Here is an 18,982-nt window from a genome sequence, read left to right on the forward strand (position 1 = left end):
GAAGACAGATGCAAGGAGGCACGCCATGACTGCCATCGACAAAGCCAAGATCCTGATCATTGCCACCAACGGTTTCGAACAGTCCGAACTGGAGTTTCCCCGCGACCAGCTGCGCGTGAAGGGAGCCGAGGTCCATGTCGCCACGCTGGATGGCAAGGCAATCAAGGGCTGGGAGGGTTCTGACTGGGGCCGCGAGGCCGAGGCGGATGCCAAGGTCTCGGAGATCAACTCGCATGACTACGATGCGCTGGTGATCCCGGGCGGACAGATCAACCCCGATCTGTTGCGGGTCGAGCCTGCAGTGATTAACCTGGTGAAGGATTTCTATAATGAAGGCAAGGTGATCGCCGCCGTATGCCACGGACCCTGGGTGCTGGTCGAGGCGGGTATCGTCAAGGGCCGCGAGGTGACCTCGTACCACTCGATAAAGACCGACGTCATCAACGCAGGCGGCACCTGGGTGGACGAGCCCGTGGCCTGTGACAAGGGCATCGTCACCAGCCGCAAGCCGGACGACCTCAAGGATTTCGTGGCGAAAATCGTCGAGGAAATCGAGGAAGGTCAGCACAACCGTACGGCCGCATAACCTTCCGTGGTGGCCTTGCGAAGACTGGCCGCGCCGGGCACCCGGCGCGGCTTTTTGATGTATCAAACCGAGCCCCTCCCAGACGCAGATTTTACCTCCCGGTTTCGAGGGCACGTACAGTGCGCAGTAAAACCCCGATATTGTCCCCGCTCTGTCCAAGTCCTGCCCCAATCCGGGGCAATACCAGTTTGTGAAGAACGTTTACGAGGTGACGGGTATGGATCGGCTGACCGAAATGGAAGCCTTCGCCACGGTGGTGGACCAGGGTGGTTTCACCGACGCGGCGAAGAAGATGGGAATCTCGAAATCGGCCGTATCGAAACATGTCTCCTCGCTGGAAGCGCGGCTCGGCGCACGGTTGCTAAACCGCACCACGCGGCGCGTCTCCCCCACCGAGATTGGCCTTGCGTATTACGACCGTGCCCGCCGCGTGCTGAATGATGCCGGCGAGGCCGACGCGCTGGTCACCTCGATGCAATCGGCACCCTCGGGGCTGCTGCGCATCTCCGTCGCCACGGATTTCGGAGTGAACCACCTGAGCCCGGTGCTGGGAGAATTCCTTGCCGAGTTTCCCGACATCACCGTCAATATGGTGCTCAACAATCGCTACGTCGAACTGATCTCTGAAGGCTTCGACATGGCGGTGCGGATCGGCGAGTTGGAGGACAGCACGCTGCGCGCCCGCAAGCTGACCGACACCACCAAGCGGATGATCGCCTCGCCGAACTACTTCCAGCGGTTCGGACGCCCGCAGCGGATCGACGATCTGAACGAGCACAAGCTGCTGCACTATTCCAACCAGTCCTCGGGCAACGTCTGGAAGGTGACCGCGCCTTCGGGTGAGAAGCGGCAGGTGCGCACTGCGGGCTGGCTGTCTGTGAACGACGGGCAATCGCTGCTCAATGCCTGCATCGCCGGGCTCGGCATCGCCTACCTGCCGTCCTACCTCTACGCGGATGCCATGAAGCAGGGGCTGGTCGAGGACGCGATCCCCGATCTTCCGGTCGAGACGCAGGGCATCTATGCCGTCTACCCGCCGGGCCGCTTTACCCAGCCGAAGGTTCGCGCCTTCATCGATTTCCTCGTGCATGCCTTCGCAGAGAAGGGCCCGCACGACTGGTGACCTTGTTTTCCTCGGGCTGCGATCGTTCACGGCCCACCTGCGCCCCGGTTCGTCGCCGGGGCGTTTTTTTGTCCGCGGGGCACAGGGGCCTCACCTCTCCGTGGCCGCCGGCAGGGCGAGCCCGTCAAACAGGATTTTGCCGCGGCGCAGAATCGTCTCGACGCATTGGGCAGGGCTGGCACCGTCGTAGATCGCCGGACGCAACCCATGGGTGTAGATCGCATAGAAGGCGTCGAGCGCCTCCTCGAGTTCCTCCCCGCTTTTATGGGTGAATTGTGGCGAGTCCCGCAGCGCCTGGAGGATCGGAGCGAGCGCCTGCCTCAATTGCAGGCGGTTTTCGATCTCGGTGTCGGCAGGCCATTGCCAAAAGTAGGCCTGCATCACAGCGAGAAGCCGCGGATCCTCGAGGTCTCCCTCCACGTAAACGGTCACGATGTGGCGCAGCTTTTCCTCGAAGCTGGCGTGCAAGGGCACCGAGCCGCACAGCCTATCTATCTGAGAAGCATTGTTTTCCCGGATGAGGGCGTAGAGCAGGCCGGCCTTTGAATGGAAGTAGACGTTGATCATCGCATGGGTGACGCCGGCCATCCGGGCGATTTGCGTGACCGAAACGTTGTGGTAGCCGTGCTCATCGAAGAGAGTGCGGGCAGCTGCGGTCAGGCGCGCACGGGTTGCGGCGCTCTTCTCATCACGGCTTCGTCGGCGGCTCGCTGGGCTGTCCATCTGCTTGAGATTACGGCACGAAACAGGAAAGTCTATGACATTGTTACTAACAATGTTGAAAATCTGTCGCCCGCGAGACATAAGCCGCGGGCGGGTGACGAGTACCCTAGGTATCTGGAGAGACTTGAATGGACAAGTTTGCTGAGCTGCGCGCCTTCACACATGTGATGGACCACGGCGGCTTCACAGCAGCGGCGGAAGCGCTTGGCATGTCCAAGGCGGCGGTTTCCAAGAACGTCGCGGCGCTGGAGCGTCGGCTCGGGCTCAAGCTCTTCGAACGCACCACGCGTCAGGTGCGTCCGACTACCGAGGGCAACCACTACTACCGCTGGACCCGCCAACTGCTGGCCGAGGCTGACTGGGCCGACACCTGTGCCCGCGCGCTGGCCGAACCGCAGGTCGCCGCGCTGCGCGTCGCGGCGCCCGCCGAGCTGGTCGAGCACATGATCCTGCCGCGGCTTGGCCGGTTCCTCTCGTCGCACCCCGACAGCTCGATGGTCTTCGAGACGGGGGGCTCCGAGGGCTGCGATCTGACGCTGAGCGCCGAGACCGGCGAGGCGATGGACGGCCGGCCGCTCGCGGTCAGCACCCATGTGGTCGTCGCCTCCTCGCTCTACCTTGCCAGCCATGGCCGCCCGGAGAGCGCCAGCGATCTGGCAAACCACCGGCTGCTGCACCTGCCGTCCGAGCAGGAGGGCGTGATCTGGACGCTGACCGATCGCCGCGGTGCGGTCACCCCGGTCACCGCCGAGCGGCGGATCGAGATGGCCGACACGCGCTCCGTGCTCGAGGCCTGCCTTGCGGGACTCGGGATCGCCTGCCTGCCCGATTTCGTTGTGGCGCGGGACCTCAGCGTTGGGCGTCTGACACGGGTTCTGCCCGACTACGATTCCGCGCGCCGGGTGATTTTGTCGCGCACCGAGAGCGGTGGTCCGGCGCGCGAACTGGCGATGCAGTTCGAGTCCTATCTCGACAGCGCGCTGCGCGAGCAGGGCGCGCCGCTGGCCGGACGCGCCGGCGATTTGGCCCCCTGATCGAGGGTTGCGCCGCAACGCGTGCGGCGCTCACTCCACGGCGGGCAGCAGCACGACCTCGACGCGGCGGTTCTGCTCGCGGCCCGCGTCGCTGAGGTTGCTCGCAACGGGCGCGAGATAGCCCGCGCCATCCGCCTCCATCTGGCTCTCGGGCACACCCTTGGCCTGCAGGTAGCTGCGCGCGGCCCGCGCGCGGCGACGCGAGATCTCGACGTTGGCCGCGACCGAGCCGGTGGCATCGGTGTGTCCCACGAAGAGCACCCGCCGCGCGGGATCGGCGGCAAGATAGTCCGCCAGCGCGTCGAGCGAGGCGATATCGCCCGGCTCCAGCTCGTCTGCGCCGCTGGCGAAGGTGAGATCCCCCAGCACCGCATGGCCCCGCGCCTCGAGCGTCTGGATGAGGTCCGGCGTGCTGCTGGCGATCACCGGCTCTGCCTCTGCGGTCTCCTCCGGCGCGGGGACGGCCCCGGGCGCGGCGGCGCTGGCCCGGATCACCTGCACGAAGCCCACGGCGGGGCTCCGGCTGACCAGAAGGCTCAGAAAATCGCCCTCGGGGCTGCGTGCCGAGAGGGCGCGGTAGCTGCTGAGATCGACGTACATCGCCGGACCGCGCATCACCTCGGTGGCGAAGCGGAAATCGAAGCCGCCGCAGGCGCGCGCGGCGCAATCGAGCAGGATCTCCCATCCGGCGTCCTCGAGCTGCGCGCGGAGCGGTGCCATGATCTGCAGCACGGTGAGCCCGGTGGTCTCGATCCGCCAGGCCTGCCGCTGGATGCGGCCCTCGACGGTTTCGGTGAGCAGCCCCTCCATCTCGGTCCAAGGGGCCAAGGGGACGGCGTAGCTGCCGGGATCGGTGATACGTTCCTCGGCGAGCTTGGCCGAGCCGGGCAGGGAGAGTTCGAAGGCTTGCGCTGGAAGGGCGGCAAGGACGGCCAGCACCAGCCCAGGAAGAAGGCGCTCAGCGCGCCTGCGCGTGATAGTCGTCATTCGGCCGCATGTCTGTGGCGCTGGCCACCCGGTTGGTCATGTTGAAGAACGCCGCCACGTTGACGATGTCCCAGATATCGCGCTCGGAAAAGCCCGCGTCACGCAGCGCTTCGCGGTCGTATTCGGCGATCTCGGCGCTGCTCTTGGTCATCTTCTCGGCGAAGTGCAGCATCGCCCGGTGACGGTGGTTCAGGTCGGCGGCGCGCCAGTTCATCACCAGCAGTTCGCCGAGCTTCGGATCGCCCGAGAGCGTGCGCACCGCTGCGCCATGGGCGGTCAAGCAATAGAAGCAGCGGTTGATCGAGGAGACCACCACGGCAATCATCTCGCGCTCGAGCTTGCTCAGCCCCGAGTCCGCCAGCATCAGCTCGTTGTAGATCCCGGTAAAGGCATCGAGCTTGGCGATGTCGAAGGCATGCGCCCTGAGCACGTTCGGCACCATGCCCAGCTTCTCCTCGCAGACATCGAAGTATTTCTGCGTCCGCTCCGGGAGCGGGTCGACCATCGGCAGGTCGAGGGCGGTGGGCAGGTCCTTGGTCATGCGTTCAGGTTCCAGGCTTGATGCGGTAGTGGTACTGTCCCACAAGCTCCATCCCGAGGGAAGCATAGAGCCCGTTGGCCGCGGCGTTATCCGTGAGGCAGGCCAGCGACATGTAGCGCGCGCCCTTGCTCTCGGCCCAGAGCGCCGCGCGCCTCATCATGGCCGTGCCGACGCCCTTGCCGCGGTGGGCCTCGAGCACCTCGAGCGCGTGGACCATGGCGATGCCGTCGTGGATCGCGCAGTAGCCCGCGCCCGCCGGCTTGTCCGAGACCCGACCGAAGAGCGCGGTCTTCGGGCCCCTGGCGCGCTCCATCACGCCGACGCGGGCCGGGCCGATGCCGCCCGCGGCCCAGATCTCGCGCATCACCGCGAGCGGCTCCCAGAGCGCAAAGGCACTCATCCGGTGCGGCGGTTTCTCGGTCAGCAGGCCGATCTTGCAGACCCAGAGGTTGACCGGGTCGATGATATCGTAGCCGCGCGACTCGAGCGCCACGTCGAGCGCCGTCTCGCCGGCGCGGATCATGAAGAGAGGCTCCTGCCGCATCATCCGCTGCGCCTGTTCGGCGGCCTGCAGGTCGTCCGGGCTCCAGCCGTCCTCGGCAGTGATGCAAGAGACTCGCTTGCCGCCGCCGCCGCCCTCGCGCAGCAGCCAGGGGCCGGCGGCCACCGTCGAAGCGGCGGGCCAGGTGGTGTCGAGCGTGGCGTAAAGGCGGGGAAGGTCTGGCGTCATTCTTGCACTCTGCCGGGCCGCGGCGCGGGCAGGGCGCGCGCGGGCTGGAACGGGTTACGGTCTTTGTCCCTATCTATGGCGGCAGCGGTGCCCCAGGGCAATCGCCGCGGCGCAACCGGGGATCAGCTCTGGGGAAAGAGCGCGGCGAGACGTGTCATTGCCGCATCAACCCGGGCGCCCTCGGCGCCGCGGATGACGATGTTGGCACCGTAGACGCCGTCCTTCTGGAACGGGTAGGAGCCGATCGAGAGGTCAGAGAACTCGGCGGCCAGCGCCGAGAGCGGGCCGGCGATCTCGCCCTCGCCACGCTGGATGCGCAGCGATTGTGACAGCAGCGGCGCGCCGCCGGTCAGCGTCGGCAGCACGCTCGCCACCATCGCCTCGAAGACCGCGGGCACCCCGGCCATCACATGCACATTGCCAAGCGTGAAACCGGGCGCGATGGAGACCGGGTTGTCGATCAGCGTCGCGCCTTCGGGGATGCGGGCCATGCGTTGGCGGGCCTCGTTGAACTCGGAGCCCTGGCGCCGATAGTGCGCCGCGAGCAGTTCGTAGGCGTCCTGCCGCACTCCGATCGCGGCGCCAAAGGCCGCGGCGACCGCATCGGCGGTGATGTCGTCGTGAGTCGGGCCGATGCCACCCGAGGTGAAAACGTGGTCGAAGCTGGCGCTGAGCGCCTGCACCGCGCCGACGATGGCCTGCTTGTCGTCCGAGACCATGCGCGCCTCGCAAAGATCGATGCCCTGCTTGGTGAGAGCCTGCGCAAGGTAGTGCATGTTGGAATCGCGGGTCCGGCCCGAGAGGATTTCGTCTCCGATGACCAGCATTGCGGCGGTGGGATTGGCCATGGTCCTGCACTCCTAGTGGCGTCTGTCGCCCTTGGTATAGGCCTCGGCCCGGCGCTTTCAAACCCCCCGAAACCGTTTGCTTTTCCAGCTGTGGGCAGTCCCCCGAAGGCGCGCATGGGAAAGCGAGACGCAAGGTTCAAGATGCCTGCGCAAAAATCCGCTGGACAGTTACAGAATCTTCATGTGTTGTGGGCAACGGAATTTGGGTCGGCCAACCGGATACGATGTCCGGCAGGCCGACCAGGAAGATGGCGCTTTGGGAGGAGTGGCCATCTTCAGCGATCCGGTCGCCCCTTGGGAGGTGTTGGGGCGGCCGGATACTTTTCTTACAGGATATGCAGCCAGGGGACGCAAGCCGCTTCCTCGCAAAATCGCGGATCCAGCACCCCGCTCGCAAGGCCGAGAAAACAATTGCTCATTTCATGGGCAATTGCGCCCGGTCCCAGAGCGGCGAGGAGACCGTCGCGGCGAGCAGAGTCGGGGGCACGGCGCGCCAGCGGCCACCAAGCGCTTTGCCAGGGATCGCACCTCCGCGCGCCGCCCGAGATGCGTGCCATGCGCTCAGTTCAGAGCGGGTCTGCAATCCTGTACATTGTTCGCGGCCGTGAGAATGGCTAGTTTCATTTCACGACGCAGCGATGCGTCAACGGGTTTCCTGGAACTCTCTCCTCCTCCCTGAGTTCCGGAAATTGGCGGCGATCCCCCTCCTCCTCCCTGGGATCGCCGCACTTCCCGCTCCCTCAAGCTTTGATCCGCTCCTTGGCACCGCGCACTGGGACCTCTGCGATTCTCCGCATCTCGGCGGTTTCCTTGTCCGGCGCGGAAGGGTAAGCCTTTCCGATATCCCGCCGAGGCACCGTCTCGGCCGTTCGAGACCGAGGCAGACATGAAACTCATCATCGATACCGACCCCGGAGTCGACGACGCGCTGGCCATCCTCTACGCCGCCGCGCACCCACAGATCGAGCTGCTGGGGCTGACCACCGTGTTCGGCAATGTCACCGTGCAACAGGCGACCCGCAACGCGCTCTACCTGGTTGAGCGCGCAGGGCTCGACATCCCCGTGGCCGAGGGCGCGTCCAAGCCGATGCAGCTGCCGCCCTTCACTCCAAGCCATCATGTGCACGGCCCCGAGGGGTTCGGCCACCTGCCCGAGATGGCCCCCAAGGGCACCAAGATCGACGAGAGCGCCGCCGAGTTCCTCGTGCGCATGGCGCGCGCGCACAAGGGCGAGCTGGTGCTCTGTCCGATCGGCCCGATCACCAATGTCGCCGACGCCATCGCGCTCGATCCCGAGTTCGCTCGGAACTTGCGCGAAATTGTGTTCATGGGCGGGGCGCTCGACGCGCGCGGCAACATCACGCCCTACGCAGAGGCCAACACCTACCATGACCCGCATGCGCTCGACATCGTGCTACAAAGCGGGGCAGAGATTCGCATGATCGGGCTCGACGTGACGATGGAGGTGCTGCTCACCGCAGAGGACTTCGAGGAACTCGAGCGGCGCGACCCCGAGCATGGCGCCTTCCTGCGTGAGATGAGCCATTTCTATCTCGAGTTCTACCGCACTGTCGGCGCAGAGGGCTGCGGTCTACACGATCCGCTCGCCGTGATGGCCTGCGTCATGCCCGGGCTGGTGGGATTGGAGCACACGGCGGTGGACGTGGTGCTGGAAGGGCCGGAGATCGGCCGCACCCGCCGTGCGAGCGGGCGTCCCGAGATTGGCGTTGCGCTGAATTGCGACGGCGCCGACATCAAGCGGCGCTTCATAGCGAGTTTTGGGGGCTGAGCCTTCCGCAATGCAGAACCGCCGGACCATCGCTGGTCCGGCGGTTTTCATTTGAGCGCCACTGCCCGGCTCAGGACTGCGGAATGCCCTTGGGCGGCCCGAGCCGCTTCTGCGCGGCAATTCGGAAGGGCGCGTTCGGCCCTCCGAAGCCCTTGTAGCCCGGGCCGCGCTGGATGATCTCAAAGAACATGCCGCCGGCGAAGGCACGGCTGTAGACCTGGAAGAACTCCGCCTCGCCCTCGCGGTCGTAGAGGATGTTTCCGGCCCGCAGCCTCTCGAGCAGCCCCTCGGGCATGTCGAAACGCGCGGCCAGGTCATCGTAGTAGTTGCCCGGGATCGGCAGTGGCTCGAAGCCGAGCTCCCCCATCCGCGCCACGGTGTCGAAGATATCCTCGGTCGACAGCGCGATGTGTTGGACCGAGGCGCCGAAGGTCGAGGCGAGAAAGCGGCCCGCCAGCGTGCGATGCGTCTCGGCGCCGTTGAGGGTGATCTTCAAGCGGCCCGCAGCGCTTTCAACAACCTGGCTGCGCACCAGCCCGTCGGGATCGATCACGTCGACCATGGGCGATTTCCTCATGTCGAAGAGCGTGCTGTAGAACAGCGTCCAGCTCAGCATGTCCTCATAGGACATCGTCTGCGCGAGGTGGTCGACATGGGTAATCCCGGCACCGGCGTGCGGCTCGGTCGGCAATGCGTCGAACTCTACGTCCCAGACTTCGTCGAGCCCGCTGGTGCGGTCGATGAAATGCAGAACCGAGCCGCCGAGCCCGCGGATCGCCGGGATTGCCAGTTCGCCCGGCCCAGTGGGCTGCGAGAAGGTCGGCGAGCCAAGCGCATTGGCGCGGGTCACTGTGTCCTCTGCGGAGGAGACCTGCAGGCCGATGTCGCACACCGACAGGCCGCGGGTGTTCCAGACGTGCGCGGCGTGCCCCTCGGTCTCGGAGTTCACCACGATGCGCACGTCGCCCTGCTGCCAGAGCGTGATCGCCTTGTTGCGGTGCTTGGCGGCGTTGCGGAAGCCGAGGGTGCGCAGCATGGCGGTCAGCGTCTCGACCTCGCCGTCGCGGGCGGCGAATTCGACAAAGCTGACATCCTCGGCGCGGACGCGCGGCGGGATAGCGGGCAGGTCGATGCGCGTCTCGGGCTCGGCGCGGCGCACGTCGTCCATCAGCGCGATCAGCGAGCGGTAGCCGTCCTGCGCCGTGGCGCGGGCATTGCTGCCGCGGAACTGGTCGTTGAAGATCTCGAGGCTGATCGGCCCGGTGTAGCCCGCCGCCATGACAGCCTGCATGAAGCGCTGCACCTCGAGATCACCCTCGCCGGGCATATTGCGGAAGTGGCGCGACCAGTAGAGCAGGTCCATGTCGATCGCGGGAGCGTCAGCGAGTTGCACGAAGAAGATCTTCTCGCCAGGGATCGCGCGGATCGACTCCGGATCCAGCTTGCGGCCCAGCGTGTGGAAGCTGTCGAGGATGATCCCGACATTGGGGTGATCGGCCTGGCGCACGATCTCCCAGGCGTCGCGGTGATCGTTGAAGTGACGGCCCCAGGCCAGCGCCTCGTAGCCAAGACGGATGCCGCGCTCGCGGGCGATCTCGCCCAGTTCGGCGAGGTCGCCCGCGGCCCGCTTGATGCCGCCCAGCGAGCGCGGGTGCACCGACGAGCAGATCAGGATCAGGTCAGTGCCAAGCTCCTGCATCACGTCGAACTTGCGCTTGGCGCGGTCAAAGGCCTTGGAGCGCAGCGGCTCAGGCAGGCATTCGAAATCTCGGAAGGGCTGGAACAGCGGGATCTCGAGCCCGTGGTCGCGGATCATCCGCCCCACGTCCCGCGCGCCACCATCATGGGCAATGAAATCCTGCTCGAAGATCTCGACGCCATCGAAGCCGGCGGCGGCGATGGCCTCGAGCTTCTCGGGCAGGGTGCCCGAGATCGAGACGGTGGCGATCGCGGTTTTCATGGCGGGGGCCTCCTCAGTAGCCGAGCACGCGCGGCAGCCATATCACGGTCTGGGGCACGAAGGTCAGGATGATGAGCACGAGCACTTCAACAAGGAAGAACGGCATGATCGCCCGGATGAGCTTGGCCATGCCGACGTTCGCCACCCCTTCGGCGACGAAGAGACACAGGCCCAGCGGCGGGGTGATCAGGCCGATCATCAGGTTGAAGATGACCAGAATGCCGAAATGTGTGGGATCGACGCCCATCGACACGGCGATCGGGTGCAGGATCGGCACCAGCACCAGCATCGCCGCGATGCCCTCGAGGAACAGGCCCACGAAGAGGAAGAGCACGATCACCGCCAGCAGGAAGGTGGTCTTGCTGTCGACGTTCCCCAGGACCCAGTCGGTCAGCATGTTTGGAACGCGGTTGTAGGTCAGCAGCCAGTTCGCCGCCGAAACCGCCGCGATGATGATCAGGATCACCGCGCTGTCGCGCATCGCACCCGAGAAGATCCGCGGCAGCGCCGAGAGGCGGATGTTGCGGTAGACGAAGAGCCCGAGGATGAGCGCGTAGCCCACCGCGAAGCTCGCAGCCTCGGTCGGGGTGACGATGCCCAGCAGGATCGAGCCCACCACCAGCACCGGCATCAGCAGCGGCAAAATGCCCTGCAGCAGCGCCTGAGCGTTCGAGGGGCCGCCGAGATCGCCGGCCTCGTGGCCGGCGTCGACCTTGACGGTCATCATGACGTAGGCCGAGAGGAACACCGCCAGCAGGATGCCGGGGATCACGCCTGCGAGGAAGAGCGCCGGTACCGATACGCCCGAAACGATCAGCGCGTAGATGATGACCGGGATCGACGGCGGGATGATCGGGCCAATGACCGAAGAGGCGGCAGTCAGTGCCGCGGCGAAGGCGCGGTCATAGCCGTGCTTTTCCATCTCCGGGATGAACACGCGGCCGATCGCCGAAGTGTCGGCCACGGCCGAACCCGACAGGCCCGCGAAGATCACCGAGGCCCAGATATTGACCAGCGCGAGGCCGGCGCGCATGCGGCCCACCAGCACGTTGGCAAAGGCGATGATCCGGCCGGTGATGCCGCTTTCGTTCATCAGCTCCCCCGCCAGCACGAAGAGCGGGATTGCCAGCAGCGGGAAGGAGTTGAGACCTTTGAAGATCTCGGTCGGCACGATGCGCAGCGTGTAAGGCGCTTCGCCCATGCCCATGAAGAAAAGCAGCGCCGCGAGGATGGCCACCGCGATGGGGGCTCCGGCCAGCAGGCCGCCGATGAGGATGACGTAGACCATGGATCAGACCTCTGCGTCGCGGCCGGAGAGCCGTTGCATGAGCTTCAGCGCCGCCGCGATGGCGAGGAGCGCGCCGCCGAAGGCGATGGCGTATTGATAGGGACCAACCTTGCCGAGCCAGGTGAGCGCCTCGATGCCGGTGCCCTGCGCCAGCGCGTCGGCGGTGCTCTTGAGACCGGAGGAGGCGACATCGCCGCGGCGCAGGGCAAAGACGTGCCCGGCGTAGGCGAGCGCGATGCCGGTGGCGACGCCGACGGCGTCAGCGGCCACGAAGAACCAGTGACGTACGCGTTTGGGCAGCATGTCCGAGACCACGGTGAAGCGGATGTGGTTGTCGCCAAGATAGGCCAGCGCCAGGCCGAACATCACCCCGTAGATCGTCAGGTAGATCGGCAGCTCCTCGCCCCAGGGGACGGAACGCCCCACGGCGTAGCGCCGCAACGAGTTGACGAAGATGATGATGAAGACCAGCGCCATGCTGAGACCTGCGCCGAAGGCGAAGACCCACCTCGCGCCGCGGATGAGACGATCCATCTTGGCTCCTCCATGGGAAAGACCGGGCCGCGCAGGGCGGGCCCGGCCGGATGTCATGCGGTGTTACTGGGTCGCGTCTGCGACAGCCGACTGCAGGCGATCGATCCACTCGGCGTCGTCACCAAGCTCGCCGCGCAGGTATTCGATCACCGCGGGCTGTGCCTTTTCGGCGAAGGCTGCGATCTCGTCCGAGGTCGGTGCATAGACCTGCATGCCCTCGGCCTGTGCCTTGCCGACGCCTTCGGCGGTGTTCCACTGCTGGATCGCGCGGCCCATGGTGCCGGCAACGCGTGCTGCCTTGCGAACAACTTCCTGCTGCGCCGGCTCGAGCATGTCATAAAACTCGTCCGAGATCACGATGAAGTCCGCCGCGTAGACGTGGCCGTCGAGCGTCATGTACTTCTGCAGCTTGTGCAGACCGTTGTTGTAGATCACCCCGACCGGGTTCTCCTGGCCATCGACCACGCCGGTCGAGAGCGCGTTCGGCAGCTCGGTCCAGGCGATGGGGGTCGGCTCGCCGCCAAGGCCCTTGACCATTTCCACGTAGAGCGGGATCGGCTGGACGCGGAACTTCAGGCCTTCCATGTCCGCAGGCGATTTGATCTCGCGGGTGTTGTTGGTGAAGTTACGGAAGCCGGTCTCGCCGTAGGCGAGGGTGCGCAGGCCGGTCTCTTCGAGGCAGTGCTGCGCCAGCTCGTCGCCGAAGGGTCCGTCGAGCACGTCCCAGGCGACGGTCGCCGACGAGAAGGTGTAGGGGATGTCGAGCACGGAGGCTGCCGGGCAGACCTTAGACATCGCGCCCGAGATCAGCGCGACCTGGGTCAGGTTGTCCTGCACCTGCGCCACCAGCTCGTCCTCGTTGCCAAGCGCGCCGGCCGGGAAGATCTCGACAGTCATGTCGGATTCACTCTCGACGATGTTCTTGAAGATCTGCGCCGCGGCGCCTTTCTTCGAGCCGGTCCAGTCGTCGGGGTCGACGTGGGCGACCCGCAGGGTCTGCGCCCCGGCGGCAGTGGCGACGAGGCCACCGCAGAGCGCGGTGGCGGCGAGCAGGGTCTTGGTGATCGAACGCATGAGTTCCTCCCTTAGCGTTTCTGTGTGCCCGCGTCCTGCGCAGGCTGATCGAAGGCGTCGAAGGTCGCCTTCATGCGAACCGGATCGGCGGGCCGCCCGGTGAAGAGTTCGAAGGCGCGCACCGCCTGGAAGACCGCCATGCCCGAGCCCGGCAGCACCCGGCACCCCTTGGCGCGCGCGGTGGCGATGAGGCGAGTTTCCAGCGGGAAATATACGATGTCGGCGACCCAGAGGTCGGCGGCTATCAGGTCTTCGTCGATCGCCATGCCCGGCAGCTTGGCCATGCCCATAGGGGTCGCGTTGACCACACCGTTCGGCTTGTCCTGCGCAAAGAGCGCGGCAAGATCGCTGACTGCCTGCGTTTTGGTGTCCGGACGGTTCGAGGCGACGAGCCTTGCCAGCCCCTCGGCACGGGCAGGATCGGTGTCGAAGATCGACAGGTTCTTTACGCCGCAATCGGCCAGGGCGTGAGCGACGGCGACGCCTGCGCCACCGGCCCCCAGCAACACCGCGTGATCTGTATCGGCGCCGTCGAGACCGCGACGGAAGCTTTCGGCAAAGCCCCACATGTCGGTATTGTGACCGATCCGCCTGCCATCCTGGAAGACAACGGTATTCACCGCGCCGACGGCGCGCGCGTTCTCGCTCAACTCGTCGAGCAGGGGGATCACGTCGATCTTGTAGGGGTAGGTGATGTTGAGGCCATCGAAGCCCGCGGCCTCGGCCGATTGCACCATCTGCGCCAGCGTCATGTCGCGCCGCTCGGGCGCGTCCATGTCGAGCTTCTTGTAGGTGGCAAAGAGACCCTGCGCGCGTGCCTCCTGCATTTGCATGAGAGGCGTGCGCGACAGCGCGATACCCTGACCGATCAGCCCGGCCAGCAGGCAGTCTTCCCGTGTTTGCGCGGTGTCCAAAGCGGTCTTCTCCCCCTTGCGTCGTGTTGGCGGCCTCGCGGCAACCAGGCCCGGATGCTTTGAACTCCCGGGTTAATTGGCATTAACATTGAACTCACGGGTTAAATTGTCAAGATAATTGAACCCACAGGTTAAAAATGTAGGATGGTCCCCGGTGAGGCAGCAGGGAAAGCCCATGGAAAGTCGCGAGAAGTCCCGGAAGTGGAAACAGAATCCGGAAGCGGTCAAGGCGGATATCCTGCGCGTCGCGCGGGCCGAATTCGCCAAGAACGGGCTTTCGGGCACCCGAATCGAGGACATCGCGGCGGGCACGAAGACCTCGAAGCGGATGATCTTCTATTATTTCCAGGACAAGCAGTCGCTCTACGAGGCGGTGCTCGAGGACTGCTATGCCGAGGTGCGCGAGGGGGAGTTGGAGCTCGACCTGGAAGGGTTGCGGCCCGATGTGGCGCTGCGGGCGCTGCTGGAATTCACCTTCGACCACCATCGCCGCAACCCGGAGTTCATCCGCCTGGTGATGATCGAGAACATCCACGAGGCGCGGCATATGCAGAAGATGCACGCGCTGGCGGCAAAGAACGAACGCGCCATCGGGGTGGTCGAGCGGATCTGCCGGGCAGGCTGCGAGGCGGGGCTCTTCCGCCCGGACATCTCGCCGGTCACGCTGCACTGGCAGATCAGCGCCGTCAGCTTCTTCAACGTCGCCAACCGCGCGACCTTCTCGACCAACTTCGGCCCGGAGCTGTTTGGCGAGGCGGGGCAGGCTCTGCTGCGACGCACCGCGATCCGCGGCATCCTCGCTTCGGTTTTGAAGGACGTGAGCCAGCTCGACGCGCTGTGCCCGGCGGATCCCGCGCTGGCTTAGAGCCCGGGTACCAACCGCGCGGCATCGAGGATGGAAAAGACCGGCCGGCCGGTGACCTGCCGGATCGCCTTCGCATAGGGCGGCAGGTTGCCGCATTCCAGCACGATGGCGGCGATCTCGGGCGCGCGGGCGACGAGCGCTTCGGCGGCGTGGCAAACCTCGGCCTGCATCCGTGCGGCATCGAGGGCCGCGTGCTGACTGTGCTTGGGGGCAAGAAACGTTTCCGCGAAAAGCGCGCTGTCCTGCAGCCCGCCGATCCGCACGTCCTCCGGGCTGGCCCCGGCGGCGCGGAGCGCCTCCGACCCAAGCGCCGAAGCCGAGGCGGTGAGCACTCCGACAGGCCGTCCGCCGACCATCAGCCGCACGCTTGGCAAGAGGCAAAGGCCCGACAGCAGCACCGGCACGGGCAAGGATGCCCCGATCTCGCGCTGCACGGTGATCAGGAAGCCGCAGGTCGAGGTGATCAGACAGGCGCCTTCGGACACCAGATCCTCGGCGGCCCTGCGGAACCCCTCGACCAAAGCGGGCGCGGGGCGGCCGTCCTTGACGATGTCGGGGCTGCCCGCGCCGGGCACGACGCGGAAGCGGGCGGGCAGGTGGTAGCTTTCCGGATTGCCCGCGTCGCCAAGGATGCGCGGAAAGCGCGTGTCGAGACTGAGGATGCCGATGAAGGGGGACATGTGGTGCCTTGGCGAAGGGCCGGGAGCGCGAAAGGCGCGCCCGGCGGGGCTCATTGCTTGGCCTGTACCATGTCCGGCAGCCAGGTGGCGAGGCCGGGGAAGGCCACCAGCACGCCCACCATCAGCACCATGATCAGGAACATCGGCAATGCGGTGCGGGCGATGTAGCTCATGTCGTGGCGGGTCATCCCTTGCAGCACAAAGAGGTTGAAGCCCACCGGCGGGGTGATCTGCGCCATCTCGACCACCACCACGATGAAGATGCCGAACCAGATGAGGTCGATCCCCGCGGCGCGGATCATCGGCTCGATGATCGCCATGGTCAGCACCACCGCCGAGATCCCGTCAAGGAACATGCCGATGATGATGTAGAAGACCGTGAGCGCCGCGATCAGCGCCACCGGCGACAGCTCCCACGCGGCGATGACCCCCGCGAGCGCGCGCGGCACGCCGGTGAAGCCCATGGCCAGCGTCAGGAAACTCGCCCCCATCAGGATCAGCGCGATCATCGCCGAGGTGCGGGTGGCACCCATCAGGCTCTGGCGGAAGGCCTCCCAGCTCAGCGAGCCCTGCAGCGCCGCCAGCACCAGCGCGCCGATGACACCGAAGGCCGCCGCCTCGGTCGCCGTGGCGACGCCGAGATACATCGAGCCGATGACCACGAGGATGAGCACGATCACCGGGATCAGCAGGGTCGAGGCACGCAGCTTCTCGGCAAAAGTGGTTTGCGGCTCGGGCGTGGGGGTCTGGTCTTTGCGGACCACGGACCACATCGCGATATAGGCCATGAACATGGTTGCGAGCACGATGCCGGGGATGACGCCCGCCATGAAGAGCCCGGTGATGCTTTGCTGCACGGTCACACCATAGACGATGAGGGTCAGCGAAGGCGGGATCATCAGCCCGAGCGTGGCCGCCCCGGCGAGCGTGCCGATGATCATGAACTCGGGATAGCCGCGCTTGCGCAGCTCGGGGATCGACATCTTGCCCACGGTTGTCAGCGTCGCCGCCGAGGAGCCCGAGACTGCTGCGAAGACCGTGCAGCCGACCACATTGGAATGCAGCAGGCCACCGGGGAAGCGCGAAAGCCACGGTGCGAGTCCCTTGAACATGTCCTCGGAGAGCTTTGTGCGATAGAGGATTTCGCCCATCCAGATGAACAGCGGCAGCGACGTGAGAGTCCAGCTCGAGGACGAGGACCAGACGGTGATGCTCATCGAGCTGCCGGGGTTGCGCGGGGTGAAGCCGATCATCCCCATGTAAGCCACGCCCATCAGCGCCAGCCCGACCCAAAGACCGGAGCCGAGAAGGAAGAACAGCACGAAGAGGAAGACGCCGATCTTCAGCCCCACCGCATCACGGTCGAAGCCAGTCATCAGATGGACCGCGGTGTAGAGCACCAGCGCGCATGCCGCGAACATGGCCAACCGGGCCTTCGTCGATCCAAGTGCATCGCGCAGCATCGGACCGCGCGGGGCATCGACACCCATCTTTTCGGTGAAGAGCAGCCCAAGCAGGCTGTCGATCACCGCGATGGCCAGCAGCACCGCGCCCACGGCCATGGCGATCTGCGGGATCCACAGCGGTGTGCCATCCTGGCCCTGGCTGATGTCGTTGATCTTGTGGCTCAGGATCGGCGCCTGCACGGCGTACCAGGCAAAGAAAAGCGCGACCGCTGCGCCGGCGGTGTAGCACCAGATCTCGATGCCCCGGCGCAAGGCGCCGCCGCGCTCGACGAGCATGCCGACCCGGATGTGTTCGTTGCGGCGGAACGTGTCGGCCAGCGCGAGAAAGGACGCCGTGGCCATGGCATAGCCGGCGTAATTCGCGCCGCCGGGGAACAGCACCCCGGTCCAGCGGGTGACCATCTGGGCGACGACAAGGCAAAGGATCGAGACCAGCGCCAGCGCCGCCCCGAAGCCGGAGAGTGTGTAGAGCCCGTCGGTCAGGCGGCGCAAGGTAGAGCCAGCAGTCATCGCGTCGCGGCCTCCTGTGTCTTTAGGTGATGTCGTGGCTCTGTCAGCACAGTTCGGACGCACCTGCCTCGCTGGAGGCAGGGTCGGCGCCCCGGTCCTGCCGGGGCGCCCCGCGTCTGTCGAGCCCGTGCTTAAAGGGCCTGTGCTTACTGGGCCTCGTAGGCGTCAACGATGGCCTTGCCATCCTCGCCCGCGTTCTCCAGCCATTCGGCAGTCATGGTCTTGCCGATCTCCTGCAGCTTGGCGGTGATCGCCTCGCTCGGCGGGTTCACGTCCATGCCGTTGTCGGCCAGCGTCTTGACGAAGCCGCCGGCCAGTTCGGAGGCCTTCTCGGCGCCGCGGGTCTGGGCGGCCGCCGCCTCGTCGAGCACACAGGTGCGCGCCGCGTCAGACAGCCCGTCCAGCGCGTCCTTGTTGACGAAGACGGTGTTGCGCGGCAGCCAGGCCTTCACGTCATAGAAGTTGGTCATGTCTTCCCAGACGCTCTCATCCACGCCGGTCGCGCCCGAGGAAATCATCGCCGAGACGACGCCGGTCGCCAGTGCCTGCTTCAGATCCGCGGCCTCGACCTGCGTCGGCACCATGCCGGCAAGCTCGGCGACGCGCGCCGTGATCGAGTTGTAGGCGCGGAACTTGGTGCCTTCCATCGCCTCGGGGGTCTCGACAGGCTTGGAGAAATAGAGACCCTGCGGCGGCCAGGGCACCGAGTAGAGCGGCACGATGTTCTGCTCTTCGAGCACCTTGGCCAGCACAGGCTCGGCGGCGGCGCGCAGCTTCTCGGACGCCTCGAAGGAGGTCGCGAGGAAGGGGATCGAGTCATAGGCGAAGACGGCGTTCTCATTGGCATGGGCGGACAGGAGGCGCTCGCCGATCTGCGCTTCACCGAGCTGCACGGCGCGCTTGATCTCGTCGCCCTTGAACAGCGAGCCGCCAGCGTGGATGACGATCTCGAGCTCGCCGCCGGTGCATTCCTTGACCGCATCCGCGAAGGTCTGCGCGTTCTCGGTGTGATAGTTGTTGGCGGGGTATGCCATCGGCATGTCCCAGGTCTCGGCCGAGGCGGCGCCGGCGAGCGCGGTGGTCAGCGTCAGGACTGCGGCTGCGGCTGCGGTGAGTTTCATAGTGTACCTCTCTGTGGTTGTTCGGGTTTTGTTATCTGTCTCCCGATCCGGCCTATGTGGGCCTCGACGGGAAGATTTTGCAATCACGTTTGCAGAAGTTTCGCGGCATTGGAACGGGCGATATCGCGTCAGTGCCACGCGGGTGGGCAATTGCCGGTCGCGCCGCGGAGGCGCCATGACCCAGCCGGGCGACGGGTGGGCCGCGCGCC

At 65.9% G+C, this 18,982-nt stretch carries 18 protein-coding genes and 1 pseudogene; 5 read left to right on the forward strand and 14 right to left on the reverse strand.

From position 1 onward, the window contains the following. Positions 1-25: 25 nt before the first annotated feature. Both CEW88_RS16965 and CEW88_RS16970 read left to right on the forward strand, forming a co-directional pair. On the forward strand, positions 26-586 hold the full coding sequence (locus tag CEW88_RS16965) for a type 1 glutamine amidotransferase domain-containing protein (RefSeq protein ID WP_108969121.1): 561 nt from the start codon (positions 26-28) through the stop codon (positions 584-586). Positions 587-803: 217 nt separating this feature from the next. Continuing rightward, positions 804-1,709, forward strand: a complete 906-nt coding sequence (locus CEW88_RS16970; protein WP_092420218.1) for a LysR family transcriptional regulator — start codon at positions 804-806, stop codon at positions 1,707-1,709. A 90-nt stretch (positions 1,710-1,799) separates the two neighbouring features. Here the strand turns inward: CEW88_RS16970 and CEW88_RS16975 are convergent, their stop codons facing one another. Beyond that, positions 1,800-2,432 carry a TetR/AcrR family transcriptional regulator gene (locus tag CEW88_RS16975; protein ID WP_108969123.1) on the reverse strand — a complete coding sequence of 211 codons (633 nt, stop codon included), beginning with the start codon at positions 2,430-2,432 and terminating at the stop codon, positions 1,800-1,802. A 128-nt stretch (positions 2,433-2,560) separates the two neighbouring features. Between CEW88_RS16975 and CEW88_RS16980 the strand changes: the two genes are divergently transcribed. After that, positions 2,561-3,466: a LysR family transcriptional regulator gene (locus CEW88_RS16980; protein ID WP_108969125.1), complete on the forward strand. Its 906-nt coding sequence runs from the start codon at positions 2,561-2,563 to the stop codon at positions 3,464-3,466. A 30-nt stretch (positions 3,467-3,496) separates the two neighbouring features. Here the strand turns inward: CEW88_RS16980 and CEW88_RS16985 are convergent, their stop codons facing one another. The 4 genes from CEW88_RS16985 to CEW88_RS17000 all read right to left on the reverse strand — a co-directional run bounded on the left by CEW88_RS16985 (position 3,497) and on the right by CEW88_RS17000 (position 6,572). Beyond that, complete coding sequence (locus CEW88_RS16985; RefSeq protein ID WP_108969127.1) at positions 3,497-4,453, reverse strand: OmpA family protein; 957 nt, start codon at positions 4,451-4,453, stop codon at positions 3,497-3,499. Further along, entirely contained in the window at positions 4,425-4,994 is a 570-nt protein-coding gene (locus tag CEW88_RS16990; protein ID WP_108969129.1) for a peroxidase-related enzyme, read from the reverse strand. Before CEW88_RS16990 ends, CEW88_RS16985 begins: the two co-directional genes overlap by 29 nt. A gap of 4 nt (positions 4,995-4,998) precedes the next feature. Beyond that, positions 4,999-5,724 (reverse strand): GNAT family N-acetyltransferase, encoded by a 726-nt coding sequence (locus CEW88_RS16995; RefSeq protein ID WP_108969131.1) that lies wholly within the window; start codon positions 5,722-5,724, stop codon positions 4,999-5,001. A gap of 122 nt (positions 5,725-5,846) precedes the next feature. Next, positions 5,847-6,572 (reverse strand): competence/damage-inducible protein A, encoded by a 726-nt coding sequence (locus CEW88_RS17000; protein WP_108969133.1) that lies wholly within the window; start codon positions 6,570-6,572, stop codon positions 5,847-5,849. 886 nt (positions 6,573-7,458) lie between these two features. Here CEW88_RS17000 and CEW88_RS17005 point away from each other — a divergent pair. Then, entirely contained in the window at positions 7,459-8,361 is a 903-nt protein-coding gene (locus tag CEW88_RS17005; protein ID WP_108969135.1) for a nucleoside hydrolase, read from the forward strand. 70 nt (positions 8,362-8,431) lie between these two features. Here the strand turns inward: CEW88_RS17005 and CEW88_RS17010 are convergent, their stop codons facing one another. The 5 genes from CEW88_RS17010 to CEW88_RS17030 form a co-directional block, all read right to left on the reverse strand. Next, positions 8,432-10,321 (reverse strand): bifunctional sugar phosphate isomerase/epimerase/4-hydroxyphenylpyruvate dioxygenase family protein, encoded by a 1,890-nt coding sequence (locus CEW88_RS17010; RefSeq protein WP_108969137.1) that lies wholly within the window; start codon positions 10,319-10,321, stop codon positions 8,432-8,434. Between the two features lie 13 nt (positions 10,322-10,334). Then, positions 10,335-11,609, reverse strand: a complete 1,275-nt coding sequence (locus tag CEW88_RS17015; RefSeq protein ID WP_108969139.1) for a TRAP transporter large permease — start codon at positions 11,607-11,609, stop codon at positions 10,335-10,337. Between the two features lie 3 nt (positions 11,610-11,612). Continuing rightward, entirely contained in the window at positions 11,613-12,143 is a 531-nt protein-coding gene (locus tag CEW88_RS17020; protein WP_108969140.1) for a TRAP transporter small permease, read from the reverse strand. 63 nt (positions 12,144-12,206) lie between these two features. Then, positions 12,207-13,217, reverse strand: coding sequence for a DctP family TRAP transporter solute-binding subunit (locus CEW88_RS17025; protein ID WP_108969142.1), 1,011 nt, complete (start codon positions 13,215-13,217; stop codon positions 12,207-12,209). A gap of 11 nt (positions 13,218-13,228) precedes the next feature. Then, the gene (locus CEW88_RS17030; protein ID WP_108969144.1) at positions 13,229-14,131 is read right to left on the reverse strand and encodes a shikimate dehydrogenase; all 903 of its coding nucleotides are present in this window, start codon (positions 14,129-14,131) and stop codon (positions 13,229-13,231) included. A gap of 175 nt (positions 14,132-14,306) precedes the next feature. Here CEW88_RS17030 and CEW88_RS17035 point away from each other — a divergent pair, with 175 nt between their 5' ends. Continuing rightward, the gene (locus CEW88_RS17035) at positions 14,307-14,996 is read left to right on the forward strand and encodes a TetR/AcrR family transcriptional regulator (protein WP_108969145.1); all 690 of its coding nucleotides are present in this window, start codon (positions 14,307-14,309) and stop codon (positions 14,994-14,996) included. On the opposite strand, the gene CEW88_RS17040 is transcribed toward CEW88_RS17035, so the two are convergent. The 4 genes and pseudogenes from CEW88_RS17040 to CEW88_RS17050 all read right to left on the reverse strand — a co-directional run bounded on the left by CEW88_RS17040 (position 14,993) and on the right by CEW88_RS17050 (position 18,773). Further along, positions 14,993-15,676, reverse strand: a complete 684-nt coding sequence (locus tag CEW88_RS17040) for an aspartate/glutamate racemase family protein (protein WP_108969147.1) — start codon at positions 15,674-15,676, stop codon at positions 14,993-14,995. The two genes, CEW88_RS17035 and CEW88_RS17040, sit on opposite strands and share 4 nt — an antisense overlap. Positions 15,677-15,726: 50 nt before the next feature. Then, positions 15,727-17,052, reverse strand: a complete 1,326-nt coding sequence (locus tag CEW88_RS17045) for a TRAP transporter large permease (RefSeq protein ID WP_254694544.1) — start codon at positions 17,050-17,052, stop codon at positions 15,727-15,729. 138 nt (positions 17,053-17,190) lie between these two features. Next, a pseudogene (locus CEW88_RS24945) lies at positions 17,191-17,652 on the reverse strand (TRAP transporter small permease); the annotation flags it as partial. A 146-nt stretch (positions 17,653-17,798) separates the two neighbouring features. Next, entirely contained in the window at positions 17,799-18,773 is a 975-nt protein-coding gene (locus CEW88_RS17050) for a TRAP transporter substrate-binding protein (RefSeq protein ID WP_108969150.1), read from the reverse strand. Between the last annotated feature and the right edge of the window lie 209 nt (positions 18,774-18,982).

Source organism: Alloyangia pacifica (genome assembly GCF_003111685.1).
Lineage (GTDB): Bacteria > Pseudomonadota > Alphaproteobacteria > Rhodobacterales > Rhodobacteraceae > Salipiger > Salipiger pacificus_A.